Genomic DNA, 13,888 nt, shown 5'->3' with positions numbered 1-13,888 from the left:
CCCGTGAGCCTTTTTGGTAGCTGGAGCAACCAGAAAGGCGCACGGGCGCGAAGCGCCTACAGCCCGGCGGCCGTCGCCAGCTGAGGAAGGAACTCCCGCGGCTGCCCGAAGAGCTGGGCACTGCCGTGGGCGCGTTTGAAGTACAGCTGCGCGTCGTGTTCCCAGGTGATGGCGATGCCGCCGTGCAACTGGATGGCCTCGGCCGCGACGTGCTGCAGTGCCTCGGAGCAGTACACCTTCGCGATGACGGCGTCCTCGTGCGTTCCCGACAGCGCCGCGGCGTAGGACATCGACCGGGCCGTTTCGACGAGGGCGTACATGTCGGCCATGCGATGCTTCAGCGCCTGGAACGACCCGATGGCGCGTCCGAACTGCTTGCGCGACTTGGCATACTCGACCGTCTGTTCCAGCGCCGCGGACGCCGCACCCACCTGTTCCGCCGACAGCGCGACCAGCGCGATCGTGCGCAACTGCTCGACGAGGTCGGTGGGGGAGACCAGCCGACGGGCCGCGACGCCGTCGAACGTGACCTCCGACAGCGACCGCGTCGGGTCCATCGCCGCAACGCGGGAACGGCTCACACCCTCGGACGACGGATCCACCTCGAACAGGCCGTCGGACGTGAGGACGAGCAGCACGTCCGCGACGTCGCCGCCGAGCACGTACGACGCCGTCCCCGACAGCGCCTCGCCCGACGCCGTGACGCCGAAGCTGCTCCACCCGTCCGCGCCGGCCCAGCACAGTGCCGCCACCGAGCCCGCCGCGATGCCGGGCAGCAACCGGGCGCACGCGTCGTCGTCCCCCGACAGCACCAGCGCCTGCGCGGCCAGCACGGCGCTGCCCAGCATCGGCGACGGTGCCAGCGTGCGGCCCAGCTCCTCCTGCACCACGTGGACTTCCAGCAGCGACGCCCCGACCCCGTCGTACTTCTCCGGGATCGCGAGCGCGGCGACGCCGATCTGCTCGCACAACGTGGTCCACAGGGCGTCGTCGTATCCGTGCTCGGTGGTGATCGCCCGGCGGACCGCGGCGGAGTCGGAGTGCTTGCCCAGCAGGTCGCGGACCGATTCGCGGAGTGCGGCTCGCTCGTCGTTGTCGAAACTCATGACGCCTCCACGAGCGAATCGACGACGCGGCAGCGGTGGAACGCCGGCGTGCCCCAGGCCGTGACCAGGGCCCGGACCTTCGGGAGCCACAGCGACAGGTCGTGCTCCTGCGTGTATCCGATGGCGCCGTGCACCTGGAGAGCCACCCGCGCCGCCCGGTACGCCGCGTCACCGCAGGCAACCTTGGCCGCCGACACGTCCCGGGAACTGTCGGCCGACCCGTCCCGCACGGACAGCGCCGCGCCGTGCAGCAGCGGCCTCGACATCTCCAGCCCGACCGCCACTTCCGCGAGGTGATGCTTGATCGCCTGGAACTGTCCGATCACCTTGCCGAACTGCTTGCGCTGCTTGGCATAGTCGGTGGTGACGTCGAGCAGCGTCTGTCCGAGGCCCTGCAACTGGGCCGCGGTGGCGAGGGCGCCGAGGTCGAACGCGGGCCCGAAGTCGGCGTCACCGAGTGCGTCGCCGGCGGTCAGTGGGAACAACCGGCGCGACTGGTCTACCGACTTATTCACCGCCCCGGGCCTACCGACGCTCACGGTCGACCCGTCGACGAGGAGGACCAGATCGGCCGAGTCGGCGTCGACGGCGAACGGCACATGCGGGGCGGCGGCAACGGTGGCGAGCGATCCGGATGCCAACGAGGACAGTCGGTCCGGGGAAAACTGCGCGAGGAGCGCCGGTACGACGGCGACGGTCTCGGCCACCGGACCGGGCACCGCGTGACGTCCGAGTTGTTCGACGGCCACGACGAGGTCGACGGCGTCGGCACCGAGGCCGTCGTGTTGGTCCGCGATGAGCAGTCCGTTGATGCCGGTCTCGGCCAGGCGCTGCCACACCTTCAGGCCCGGGCCCGTGTCCCCGGTGTTCCACGACCGGATCACCGACGGCATGTCGGCCTTCGACAGCAGCGCATCGATGCTGGACGCGAAGTCCTGGTGGGAGGAGTCGAGTGTGAATCTCATCGATCCGCCTTCGGTAGGCCGAGCAGCCGCTCGGCGATCACGTTCTTCTGAATCTCGTTGGTACCGGCATAGATCGGACCGGACAGGGAGAACAGGTAGCCGTCCATCCAGTCGTCCGCGAGTTCCGCGGAGGCGCCCTGCAGTTCGAGGGCGGTCTCGTGGGTGGCGATGTCCCACTCCGACCAGAACACCTTGTTGATCGACGACTCGGCGCCCAACTGCCCACCGTCGGCGAGCCGGGTGACGGTGCCGAACGTGTTCAGCTGGTAGGCGCGGGCCCCGATCCAGGCGTCGGCGACGCGCTTCCGCAGGGCGGTGTCGTCGGTGCGTTCACTCGCCCGGAACAGGTCGACTAGCCGGTCCACCGTCGCGAGGAACCGGCCCGGACTACGCAGCGACAGCCCGCGTTCGTTGGACGCCGTGCTCATCGCGACCCGCCAGCCCTCGTTGACGCCGCCGATCACCCCCGACGCACCGGGGTTCGCGGGGTCGTCCGGGACGAACACGTCCTCCAGGAAGATTTCCGCGAAACCGGGTTCGCCGTCCAGCTGATCGATCGGCCGCACGGTGACGCCCTCCGACCGCAGGTCGAACATGAAGTACGTGATGCCCCTGTGCCGCTGCGCGTCCGGGTCGGACCGGAACAGCCCGAATCCCCAGTCCGCGAAGCTCGCCCGCGAACTCCACGTCTTCTGGCCGTTCAGCACCCAGCCGCCGTCGACGCGCCGGGCGGTGGAGCGGAGGGACGCGAGGTCGCTGCCCGACTCGGGCTCCGACCAGGCCTGCGCCCAGATGTCGTCGGCGCGGGCCATCCGCGGCATGATGCGAGCGAGTTGCCCGGGGTTCGCGTGCTCGAACAGGGTCGGGGCGAGCAGGAAGATGCCGTTCTGGCTGACGCGTCCGGGCGCCCCGGAACGGTAGTACTCCTCCTCGAACACCACCCACTGCAACAGGGACGCGTCCCGTCCGCCGAGTTCCTCCGGCCACGACACGACCGACAGCCGGGCGTCCGCGAGGGTGCGCTCCCACGCGCGGTGCGCCTCGAACCCTGCGGCCGTGTCCATCGACGGCAGCGGTTCGGCGGGGACGTTGTCCGTGAGGAACGCGCGGACCTCGTCGCGGAACGCGAGGGTGGCGTCGTCGTACTCCAGATCCACTTACTTGGCCCCGTTCTCCGAGTTGCGGGCGCTCGCCGCCATCGACTTGGCATCCATGCCGCCGAGCGGATCGGTGTCGATCTCGGCGTTGTGGGCGTGCGCGAAGTGGTGTAGGCCGAAGACGGAGTCCATGCCGTTCCGCATTCCCATCTGGTCCTCACACTGGTTGACGGCCTTCTTGGTGAGGGCGAGACCGAACCGGGGCATGGCGGAGATCCGGCCGGCGATGGCGAGGGTCTCCTTCTCCAGGTCCTCGCGGGGCACGACGCGGTTGACCATGCCCACCTCGTAGGCGCGCTGAGCCGTGAAACGGTCGCCGGTGTACAGGATTTCCTTCGCGAACCGCGGTCCGAGCATCCACGGGTGAGCGAAATACTCGACACCCGGGATGCCCATACGTACGACTGGATCGGAGAAGAAGGCGTCGTCCGATGCGACGATGAGGTCGCAGACCCACGCCAGCATGAGTCCACCGGCGATACAGGCGCCCTGGACCATCGCGATGGTCGGCTTCGGGATCTCCCGCCACCGCCGGCACATCCCGAGATAGACCTCCATCTCGCGCGCGTACCGCTGGTCGCCGCCGGGCTTGTCGACGTGGTCCCACCACATGACGGCCTTGTTGTCGTAGTGGACGTGGTGGTCCCGGCCGGGGGTGCCGATGTCGTGCCCGGCGCTGAAGTGCTTGCCGTTGCCCGCGAGGACGATCACCTTCACGTCGTCGTCCTCGACGGCACGCTCGAACGCGGCGTCGAGGGCATACGTCATCACCGAGTTCTGGGCGTTGCGGTAATCGGGGCGGTTGAGCGTCACGAATGCCACGCCGTCGCGCACGTCGTAGGTGACCACGTCACCCTCGTCCGGAACCGTCATTTCTTCTCCTCACGCAGAACGTTTTTCATGACCTTCCCGGAGGGGTTCCGGGGGAGGGAGTCGACGAAGCGCACCGATCGGGGCACCTTGAAGTTGGCGAGGTGCTCCTTGCAGTACGCGATCACCGTGTCCTCGGTGATTTCGGCCTTGGCCACGATGTACGCGCACCCGACCTCACCCATCCGCGCGTCGGGAACACCGATGACTGCAGACTCGGCGACGCCGTCGAGTCGGGCAAGTGCGTTCTCCACCTCAGCGGGATACACGTTGAATCCGCCGGAGATGTACATGTCCTTGAGGCGGTCGGTGATGTCGACGTAGCCGCGGTCGTCGAGGGTGCCGACGTCGCCGGTGTGCAGCCAGCCGTCGGCGTCGACGGTCTTGGCGGTGGCCTCCGGATCGTCGAGGTAGCCGAGCATCACGTTCTCGCCGCGGACGAGGATCTCGCCCTGATCGCCGATGCGGATCTCCATGCCGGGGATCGCGCGACCGGATGTCGTGGAGACGGTCACCGGGTCGTCGTCGGTGCGGCACATGGTGACCACCACCGCCTCGGTCTGCCCGTAGGCGGTGAGGACGGCGTCGAAACTCAGTTCCGACTGCATCCGTTCGACGAGCGCCACCGGGACGGCTGCCGCGCCCGTGACCGCGACCCGCAGGCTGGACAGGTCGTACTGCGGACGGTCCGGGTGGTCGAGGATCGACTGGAAGATCGTGGGGGCGCCGGGGAGCACGGTGATCTGCTCGTCGTGCACCGTCGCCATCACCTTCGGCACGTCGAACACCGCCATCGGCACCACGGTCGCGCCGTTCAGGAGGCAGACGAGGAACCCGGCCTTGTATCCGAACGTGTGGAAGAAGGGATTGATGATGAGGTAGTTGTCGTCGGCGGTCACCTCCGCGCACTCACCCCACGCCCGGGCGATACCGACCGTCTGCCGGTGCGCCGACATCACACCCTTGCTGCGTCCCGTGGTGCCCGACGTGAACATGACGTCCGAGACGTCGTCGGGGGAGACGGCCTCGGCGCGGGCGTCCGCCTCGGCCCGGGTGTCCTCGTCGGCGAGGGCGAGGAAGTCGTCGAAGTCGTACACGCCGGGTGTCGGGGCGTCGCCGCCGTCGACGGGAACGCGCACGACGGTCGGCACGTCGAGAGTGCTCGACGCGTCCCGCAGTGCCGCGTAGCGGTCGGCGCCGAGGAACTTGCCCGCGACCATTAGCGCGGTGGCCTTGGTGCGGTCGAGGAGGTCGACCGCCTCGGTCGGCGTGTACCGCGTGTTGATCGGTACCAGCGTCGCACCGGCGTAGTGAATGCCGAGCGCGGCGACAACCCAGTGGTACGTATTGGGCGACCACACGGCGACATGCGCTCCCGGCTGCACGCCCTGGGAACAGAGCGCGGCGGCGAAATCGCGGACACGGTCGTGCAGTTGTGTGAAGGTCAGACGGACGTCGCCGTCCGCCACGGCTGTGAGCTCGCCGAATTCATGTGCGGCCCGTTTCAGGGCGGACGGGGTGGTTGTCGGTTGTTCGGTCACTGGGCTCCCTACCTACCTAGCAAGTGCTTGGTAGGTTATCTTACAGACGTGGACCAGAGCGAGAGCCCGGACGGGCTGATCACCGACGACGACTTCGCGCAGGCCGTCAGGACGTGGCTGAACGACAACCTGACCGGCGACTTCGCCCGGCTGAAAGGCAGGGGCGGCCCCGGCAGCGAGCACGAGTTCTTCGACGAACGGCTCGCCTGGGACCGGCACCTCGCCGCCGCGGGATGGACGTGCCTCGGCTGGCCGAAGGAATACGGCGGACGCGGCGCCACCCTCGCGCAGCAGGTCGTGTTCCATCAGGAATACGCCAGGGCGGGCGCCCCGGCGCGAGTCAGTCACGTCGGTGAGGAACTGCTCGGCCCGACGCTCATCGCGTTCGGCACCGAGGAACAGAAGCGCCGCTTCCTGCCCGGAATCAACACCGTGACGGAACTGTGGGCGCAGGGCTACTCGGAGCCGGGCGCCGGTTCCGACCTTGCCAACGTCGCGACCACCGCCCGCCGCGACGGCGACAAATGGGTGATCAACGGGCAGAAGGTCTGGACGTCCCTCGCGCACGTCGCCCAGTGGGCGTTCGTACTGTGCCGCACCGAACCGGGGTCGAAGCGGCACCAGGGCCTGAGCTTCCTGCTCGTCCCCCTCGACCAGCCCGGCGTCACGGTCCGGCCCATCCAGCAACTCACCGGCACGTCCGAGTTCAACGAGGTGTTCTTCGACGACGCCGTCACCGACGCCGATCTGGTGGTCGGGGAACCCGGCGACGGCTGGCGGGTCGCGATGGGCCTGCTCACTTTCGAGCGCGGCGTCTCCACACTCGGGCAGCAGATCGGGTTCGCCCGCGAACTGCAGGGTGTCGTCGACCTCGCGAAAGCCACCGGCGCCGCATCCGACCCGAACATTCGCGAGAAGATCGCCCGCGCCTGGGTCGGCCTGCGGGTGATGCGCGCGCACGCGCTGCGCACCCTCGAGGCGGTCGACGCCGGAACGTCCGGGGCGGAGGCGTCCGTCGCGAAACTGCTGTGGGCCAACTGGCACCGCGACCTCGGGCAGCTGGCGATGGAGGTGCAGGGTGCGGCATCGCTGCTCGCCCCGGCCGGACCCTCGTCCGACATCACCGATTCCGAACACCTCGAACTCGGCGAATGGCAGCGGCTGTTCCTCTTCACCCGCGCCGACACCATCTACGGCGGATCCAACGAGATCCAGCGAAACATCATCTCCGAGCGCGTGCTCGGACTTCCCCGAGAGGCACGACCGTGACCGACACTTCACCACTCGCCACCGCGCCCGTCGAGACGCCGGGACACGATCTGCTGAAAGGAAAGAAGGTCGTCGTCACCGCGGCCGCCGGCACCGGCATCGGATTCGCGTCCGCACGTCGCGCCCTGCTCGAGGGCGCCGACGTCCTGGTGTCGGACTGGCACGAGCGGCGTCTGCTCGAGACCAGGGACAAGCTGGCCGCCGAGTTCCCCGGGCAGGCGGTCGCGGCGCTGACGTGCGACGTGTCCAGCACGGAGCAGGTGGACGCCCTGATCGCCGGGGCTGCCGACGCGCTGGGCCGGATCGACGTCCTGGTCAACAATGCCGGACTCGGCGGCGAGACGCCGCTCGTCGACATGACGGACGAGGAGTGGGACCGCGTCCTCGACATCACGCTGAACGGAACGTTCCGGGCCACCCGCGCCGCGCTGCGCTACTTCAAGGGAGTGGAGCACAACGGTGTGCTGGTCAACAACGCGTCCGTCCTCGGGTGGCGGGCACAGCACTCGCAGGCACACTACGCGGCGGCGAAGGCCGGCGTCATGGCGCTGACCCGGTGCAGCGCGATCGAGGCCGCGGAGTACGGGGTCCGGATCAACGCCGTCGCGCCGTCCATCGCGCGGCACGCGTTCCTGGCGAAGGTGACCAGCGAGGAACTGCTCGACAAGCTGGCGTCCGACGAGGCGTTCGGCCGGGCCGCGGAGGTGTGGGAAATCGCCGCCACCATCGCCATGCTCGCCAGCGACTACACCACTTACCTCACCGGCGAGGTCGTGTCGATCTCGTCGCAGAGGGCGTAGCCGTCCTGTGCGCCTTTTTGGTAGCTGGAATAACCAGAAAGGCGCACAGGGCCGAAGGCCCTAACAAGCGCTTGGTTGATAGGATGGCACGATGACTCCACCCCAGGGCGCCGACGATTCGGCCAGCAAATCCGGACGCAGGGCCGAACTCCTCGACATCGCGGCCACCCTGTTCGCCGAACGCGGCCTGCGGGCCACCACCGTGCGGGACATCGCCGACGCCGCGGGCATCCTGTCGGGCAGCCTGTACCACCACTTCGATTCCAAGGAATCGATGGTCGACGAGATCCTACGGGGCTTCCTCGACGACCTGTTCGGCAAGTACCGCGAGATCGTCGCGTCCGGACTCGACAGCCGCGCGGCGCTCGAAGCGCTGGTCACCACGTCGTACGAGGCGATCGACGCGTCGCATTCGGCAGTCGCGATCTATCAGGACGAGGTGAAGCATCTCGTCGCCAACGAGCGTTTCGAATATTTGTCCGAATTGAACACGGAGTTCCGCGGGCTGTGGATGGGTGTGCTCGAGGCGGGTGTGAAGGACGGCAGCTTCCGGGCCGACATCGACGTCGAGCTCGCCTTCCGGTTCCTCCGCGACACCGCCTGGGTGGCCGTCCGCTGGTACCGGCCCGGCGGCTCGGTCACGGTCGACACCGTCGCCAAGCAATACCTCTCGATCGTCCTGGACGGACTTGCGAGTCCCCACAATTGACTAGGAGTTTCACATGACCGAGGCCTACATCGTCGACGCCGTTCGCACGCCGATCGGCAAGAAGAACGGTGGCCTGTCCGGCGTCCACCCCGCTGATCTGGGTGCGCACGTCATCAAGGCCCTCGTCGAGCGCACGGGCATCGACCCGGCGGGTGTCGACGACGTCGTCTTCGGTTGCGTCGACGCGATCGGCGGGCAGGCCGGCAACATCGCCCGCACCGCGTGGCTCGCCGCCGGCTACCCGGAAGAGGTTCCCGGTGTCACCGTCGACCGGCAGTGCGGGTCCAGCCAGCAGGCCGTGCACTTCGGGGCGCAGGCGATCCTGAGCGGCACCGCCGACCTGATCGTCGCAGGCGGCGTACAAAACATGAGTCAGATCCCGATCGCGTCGGCGATGGTCGTCGGACAGCAGTACGGATTCGACACCCCGTTCGGCGGGTCGACGGGCTGGACGGAACGCTACGGCGACCAGGAGGTGTCGCAGTTCAACGGCGCCGAACTGATCGCGGACAAGTGGGACATCAGCCGCGAGGAACTCGAACGCTGGGCGTTGCAGAGCCACGAGCGGGCCCGGACGGCCATGGCCGAGGGGCGCTTCGACCGCGAAATCGTTCCGTTCGGTGACGTGACGACGGACGAGGGTCCCCGCGAGACCAGCCTCGAGAAGATGGCGGCGCTGAAGACCCTCACCGACGGTGGACGTCTGACGGCGGCGGTGGCGAGTCAGATCTCCGACGGTGCGAGCGCGGTCCTGCTGGCCTCGCCGGACGCGGTCGAGCGGTACGGCCTGACGCCCCGCGCCCGCATCCACCACCTCAGCGCCCGCGGCGCCGACCCGATCTTCATGCTCAGCGCCCCGATCCCGGCCACCCGCTACGCGCTCGACAAGTCGGGTCTGAGCATCGACGACATCGACCTGATCGAGATCAACGAGGCCTTCGCGCCCGTCGTCCTCGCGTGGATCAAGGAGATCGGCGCCGACCCGGCGAAGGTCAACGTCAACGGCGGCGCGATCGCCCTCGGCCATCCACTCGGCGCCACCGGCACCAAGTTGCTGGCCACACTCCTCAACGAACTCGAACGCACCGGCGGTCGCTACGGTCTGCTGACCATCTGCGAGGGCGGCGGCACCGCCAATGCCACCGTCATCGAACGGCTGTGAGTCCTTGTCAACCGCAGCGGTTGACAAGTACTCACGGGCGCGAAGCGCTACCCTCGAATCGACAGGTGCCGAGTCCTGAACGAGGCCGTGATGCACGAGTTGGCAATCACCCAGAGCGTCGTCGACGCCGTCTGCGAAACCGCCGCGGGACGGACGGTCCGCAGCGTGCGCGTGCAGGTGGGCGCGTTGACGGCGGTGGTCGCTGATTCGATGCAGTTCTGTTTCGAACTGGTCACCGAAGGGACCGTCGCGCACGGCGCCCGCCTCGACATCGACCACACCCCGGGCGGTGCACACTGCCGGGAATGCGGTGACGACTTCGTGCTCACGGACCTGGTGTTGTTGTGCCCGTGCGGAAGTGCGGACGTGGAGGTCACGTCGGGCCGGGAATTGCGAATCCTCTCGATGGAAGTGAGCTGACGGATATGTGTGCCACCTGTGGATGCGGAGACGAGACCGGAACCAGAATCACGGTGCCCCACGACCACGAGCACCCGCACGACCACGAGCACCCGCACGACCACGAGCACCCGCACGACCACGAGCACTTGCACTCTCACGAACACCCCCACGAGCACCCGATAGAGACGATCACGCTCGAGCAGAAGGTGCTGGCGAAGAACGACCTCACGGCCGAGCGCAACCGCGGCTGGCTGGCCGGACGCGGGGTGCTCGCGCTGAATGTGATGAGCTCGCCGGGGTCGGGGAAGACGACGCTGCTCGAGCGGACCATCGCCGACATCGGTGGGCAGCGGCCCGTCTCGGTGGTCGAGGGCGATCAGGAGACGATGCTCGACGCCGACCGCATCAAGGCGACGGGTTGTGCTGTGGTGCAAGTGAACACGGGGGCCGGGTGTCATCTCGACGCGGAGATGATGCGCGACGCACTGACCGCCCTCGACCCCGAGCCGAACTCGTTGCTGTTCATCGAGAACGTGGGCAACCTCGTCTGTCCGGCACTGTTCGATCTCGGCGAGAAGAGCAGGGTGGTGGTGATCTCGGTGACCGAGGGGACGGACAAGCCGCTCAAGTATCCGCACATGTTCGCTGCGGCGAACCTGGTGATCGTGAACAAGGCGGACCTGTTGCCGTACGTGGACTTCGACGTCGACCTGTGCACGAAATATGCCCGGTCGGTGAACCCCGACCTGCAGATGATCACGCTGTCGGCGACGACCGGCCAGGGCATGCAGCGGTGGTACGACTGGATTGCGTCGCAGTGAGACCTCTACACGACCTCCTCGCCACGTGCGGTGCGACGCGCCGGGGACCGTTGACATCCGCTCGACGGCGGAGCTAAATAAATATCAGCGCCACACAGGTGGGCCGACGGTCGACTCCGGTGGCGACAGGAGTTGTGTTCACTCCGGAAAGCGACCTGATATGCCGACACAGGAAGCAATCAACGCCGAGGACACCCTGATTCACGTGCTGTGGATCAATGCGGGACTCAGTTGCGACGGCGATTCGGTGGCCTTGACAGCGGCGACGCAGCCCAGTGTCGAGGAGATTGCCCTGGGGGCCCTGCCGGGCCTGCCCAAAGTGGCCGTGCACTGGCCGCTTATCGACTTCGAAAATGGCCCAGAGGGCGGCGCCGACGACTTCCTGGAATGGTTCTGGAAGGCGGACCGCGGTGAGCTCGAACCCTTCGTCCTGGTGGTGGAGGGCTCGATCCCCAACGAGCAACTTCACGACGAGGGCTACTGGTGCGGTTTCGGCAACAATCCCGAGACGGGCCAACCGGTGACGACGAGCGAATGGCTCGATCGTCTCGCTCCGAAGGCGACGGCGGTCGTCGCGGTGGGGACGTGCGCGACGTACGGCGGTATCCATGCGATGGCGGGTAATCCGACCGGTGCGATGGGTGTTCCCGATTATCTCGGCTGGGACTGGAAGTCGAAGGCCGGCATCCCGATCGTCTGCGTTCCCGGGTGCCCGATCCAGCCGGACAATCTGTCGGAGACGCTGACGTATCTCCTGTACATGGCCACCGATCAGGCGCCGATGATTCCGCTCGACGATGCGTTGCGTCCGCAGTGGCTGTTCGGGGCCACGGTGCACGAGGGCTGCGACCGCGCCGGTTACTACGAGCAGGGTGATTTCGCCACCGAGTACGGGTCGCCCAAGTGCATCGTGAAGCTGGGGTGCTGGGGTCCCGTCGTGAAGTGCAACGTCCCGAAGCGGGGCTGGATCAACGGTGTCGGTGGGTGCCCGAATGTGGGTGGTATCTGCATCGGATGCACGATGCCGGGCTTCCCGGACAAGTTCATGCCGTTCATGGACGAGCCGCCCGGCGGCAGGTTGTCGACCGCCGCATCCGGGTTGTACGGATCCGCGATCCGGAGTCTGCGCAAGATCACCAAGCGCACCTTGGACCAGGAACCGCACTGGCGCAGTCGCGGTACGAAACTGACCACGGGCGCCACACGCACCTGGTAGTCCCGCTCGAGGTACCGGCGGGGCGTCCGCCGACCTCGAAACCTCAGCCGTGGAGCATTGAGAGGCACGTCGATGACAACGATCATTCCGGAACCCTCGCACAAGTCCGAATCCGACGGCCTGGTCGAAATGGCGTGGGATCCGATCACGCGCATCGTGGGCAGCCTGGGCATCTACACGAAGATCGACTTCAAGCAGAAGGAAGTGGTGGAGTGCCACAGCACCTCGTCGATCTTCCGCGGCTATTCGATCTTCATGAAGGGTAAGGATCCCCGCGACGCCCACTTCATCACGAGCCGCATCTGCGGCATCTGTGGTGACAACCACGCGACGTGTTCGTGTTACACCCAGAACATGGCGTACGGTGTGAAGCCCCCGCATATCGGCGAGTGGATCGTCAACCTCGGTGAGGCCGCGGAATACATGTTCGACCACAACATCTTCCAGGAGAATCTGGTCGGCGTGGACTTCTGCGAGAAGATGGTCTCCGAGACCAATCCGGGGGTACTCGCGCAGGCCGAGAAGGCCCAGGCGCCGCATGCCGGCGAGCACGGCTACAAGACCATCGCCGACATCATGCGCTCGCTCAACCCGTTCACGGGTGAGTTCTATCGGGAGGCCCTGCAGGTCAGCCGGTGGACACGAGAGATGTTCTGTCTCATGGAAGGTCGGCACGTGCACCCGTCCACCCTGTATCCGGGTGGTGTCGGCACGGTGGCGACGATCCAGCTGATGACCGACTACACGACGCGGCTGATGCGGTACGTGGAGTTCATGAAGAAGGTCGTGCCCATGCACGACGACCTGTTCGACTTCTTCTACGAGGCGATGCCGGGGTACGAGAAGGTCGGCTTGCGCCGCACCCTCCTCGGCTGCTGGGGGTCGTTCCAGGATCCGGCGGTGTGCAACTTCTCTTACAAGGACATGGAGAAGTGGGGGCGGGCCATGTTCGTGACACCGGGCGTCATCGTGGACGGCAAACTGGTGACCACGTCGCTCGTCGACATCAATCTCGGTATCCGAATCCTGTTGGGCAGTTCGTATTACGACGACTGGACCGATCAGGAAATGTTCGTGAAGAACGATCCGCTGGGAAACCCGGTGGACCGCAGGCACCCGTGGAATCAGCACACCAACCCGCACCCGCAGAAACGCGACATGGAAGACAAGTACAGCTGGGTGATGTCGCCGCGGTGGTTCGACGGCACCGACCATCTCGCGCTGGACACCGGTGGCGGACCGCTGGCCCGGCTCTGGAGCACGGCCCTCGCGGGGCTCGTCGACATCGGGTACGTGCAGTCGACGGGGCACAGCGTGAAGATCAACCTGCCGAAGACCGCGCTGAAGGGCCCGGTCGAACTGGAATGGAAGATTCCGCAGTACGGCAGCAACACGATCGAGCGGGACCGGGCGCGAACCTACTTCCAGGCTTACGCGGCGGCGTGCGCGCTGCACTTCGCGGAGAAGGCGATCGCCGAGATCCGGGCCGGGCACACGAAGACGTGGGAGAAGTTCGAGGTCCCCGACGAGGGCATCGGCTGCGGCTTCACGGAGGCGGTGCGCGGAGTCCTGTCGCACCACATGGTGATTCGCGACGGCAAGATCGCGAACTACCACCCCTATCCGCCGACCCCGTGGAACGCGAACCCCCGCGACAGCTTCGGGACACCGGGACCGTACGAGGATGCGGTGCAGGGTCAGCCGATCTTCGAGGAGAACGACCGCGAGCACTTCAAGGGCATCGACATCATGCGGACCGTCCGCAGTTTCGATCCGTGCCTGCCGTGCGGCGTGCACATGTACCTGGGTGAGGGAAAGACGCTGGAGAAGTTGCATTCGCCCACCCAGTCCGTGACCGGCGAGTGACGAG

The 13,888-nt window shown here is 67.1% G+C and carries 13 protein-coding genes; 8 read left to right on the top strand and 5 right to left on the bottom strand.

All coding sequences use genetic code 11. The annotated features are described in order from the left end of the window. Positions 1 to 56: 56 nt before the first annotated feature. The 5 genes from H0B43_RS12835 to fadD3 are packed head-to-tail and all read right to left on the bottom strand — an operon-like array spanning position 57 to position 5,639. Positions 57 to 1,106, bottom strand: a complete 1,050-nt coding sequence (locus H0B43_RS12835; RefSeq protein WP_185727541.1) for an acyl-CoA dehydrogenase family protein — start codon at positions 1,104 to 1,106, stop codon at positions 57 to 59. Continuing rightward, positions 1,103 to 2,071 carry an acyl-CoA dehydrogenase family protein gene (locus H0B43_RS12830; protein ID WP_185727542.1) on the bottom strand — a complete coding sequence of 323 codons (969 nt, stop codon included), beginning with the start codon at positions 2,069 to 2,071 and terminating at the stop codon, positions 1,103 to 1,105. The genes H0B43_RS12835 and H0B43_RS12830 overlap by 4 nt, the downstream gene beginning before the upstream one ends. Further along, entirely contained in the window at positions 2,068 to 3,228 is a 1,161-nt protein-coding gene (locus H0B43_RS12825) for an acyl-CoA dehydrogenase family protein (protein ID WP_185727543.1), read from the bottom strand. The genes H0B43_RS12830 and H0B43_RS12825 overlap by 4 nt, the downstream gene beginning before the upstream one ends. Beyond that, positions 3,229 to 4,101, bottom strand: a complete 873-nt coding sequence (locus H0B43_RS12820) for an enoyl-CoA hydratase (RefSeq protein WP_185727544.1) — start codon at positions 4,099 to 4,101, stop codon at positions 3,229 to 3,231. It abuts the gene before it with no gap. After that, entirely contained in the window at positions 4,098 to 5,639 is a 1,542-nt protein-coding gene (fadD3, locus tag H0B43_RS12815; RefSeq protein WP_185727545.1) for a 3-[(3aS,4S,7aS)-7a-methyl-1,5-dioxo-octahydro-1H-inden-4-yl]propanoyl:CoA ligase, read from the bottom strand. Before fadD3 ends, H0B43_RS12820 begins: the two co-directional genes overlap by 4 nt. Before the next feature lie 48 nt (positions 5,640 to 5,687). Between fadD3 and H0B43_RS12810 the strand changes: the two genes are divergently transcribed. The 8 genes from H0B43_RS12810 to H0B43_RS12775 all read left to right on the top strand — a co-directional run bounded on the left by H0B43_RS12810 (position 5,688) and on the right by H0B43_RS12775 (position 13,884). Beyond that, on the top strand, positions 5,688 to 6,908 hold the full coding sequence (locus H0B43_RS12810) for an acyl-CoA dehydrogenase family protein (RefSeq protein WP_185727546.1): 1,221 nt from the start codon (positions 5,688 to 5,690) through the stop codon (positions 6,906 to 6,908). Continuing rightward, a complete protein-coding gene (locus tag H0B43_RS12805) occupies positions 6,905 to 7,708 on the top strand; it encodes an SDR family oxidoreductase (protein WP_185727547.1) in 804 nt (267 codons plus the stop codon). The genes H0B43_RS12810 and H0B43_RS12805 overlap by 4 nt, the downstream gene beginning before the upstream one ends. A gap of 91 nt (positions 7,709 to 7,799) precedes the next feature. Beyond that, a complete protein-coding gene (locus tag H0B43_RS12800) occupies positions 7,800 to 8,417 on the top strand; it encodes a TetR/AcrR family transcriptional regulator (RefSeq protein ID WP_185727548.1) in 618 nt (205 codons plus the stop codon). 13 nt (positions 8,418 to 8,430) lie between these two features. Then, positions 8,431 to 9,579, top strand: coding sequence for an acetyl-CoA C-acetyltransferase (locus tag H0B43_RS12795; protein ID WP_185727549.1), 1,149 nt, complete (start codon positions 8,431 to 8,433; stop codon positions 9,577 to 9,579). Between the two features lie 90 nt (positions 9,580 to 9,669). Continuing rightward, positions 9,670 to 9,999 carry a hydrogenase maturation nickel metallochaperone HypA gene (locus tag H0B43_RS12790; protein ID WP_185727550.1) on the top strand — a complete coding sequence of 110 codons (330 nt, stop codon included), beginning with the start codon at positions 9,670 to 9,672 and terminating at the stop codon, positions 9,997 to 9,999. A gap of 5 nt (positions 10,000 to 10,004) precedes the next feature. Continuing rightward, positions 10,005 to 10,802, top strand: coding sequence for a hydrogenase nickel incorporation protein HypB (hypB, locus tag H0B43_RS12785; RefSeq protein WP_185950064.1), 798 nt, complete (start codon positions 10,005 to 10,007; stop codon positions 10,800 to 10,802). A 160-nt stretch (positions 10,803 to 10,962) separates the two neighbouring features. Then, positions 10,963 to 12,018, top strand: a complete 1,056-nt coding sequence (locus tag H0B43_RS12780; protein WP_185727552.1) for a hydrogenase expression protein HypE — start codon at positions 10,963 to 10,965, stop codon at positions 12,016 to 12,018. A 72-nt stretch (positions 12,019 to 12,090) separates the two neighbouring features. Next, positions 12,091 to 13,884: a nickel-dependent hydrogenase large subunit gene (locus tag H0B43_RS12775; protein WP_185727553.1), complete on the top strand. Its 1,794-nt coding sequence runs from the start codon at positions 12,091 to 12,093 to the stop codon at positions 13,882 to 13,884. Positions 13,885 to 13,888 lie beyond the last annotated feature (4 nt).

Origin of the sequence: Rhodococcus sp. 4CII, from assembly GCF_014256275.1 — a bacterium.
Taxonomy (GTDB): Bacteria; Actinomycetota; Actinomycetes; order Mycobacteriales; family Mycobacteriaceae; genus Rhodococcus_F; species Rhodococcus_F wratislaviensis_A.
This window is presented reverse-complemented; position numbering and strand designations above follow the sequence as displayed.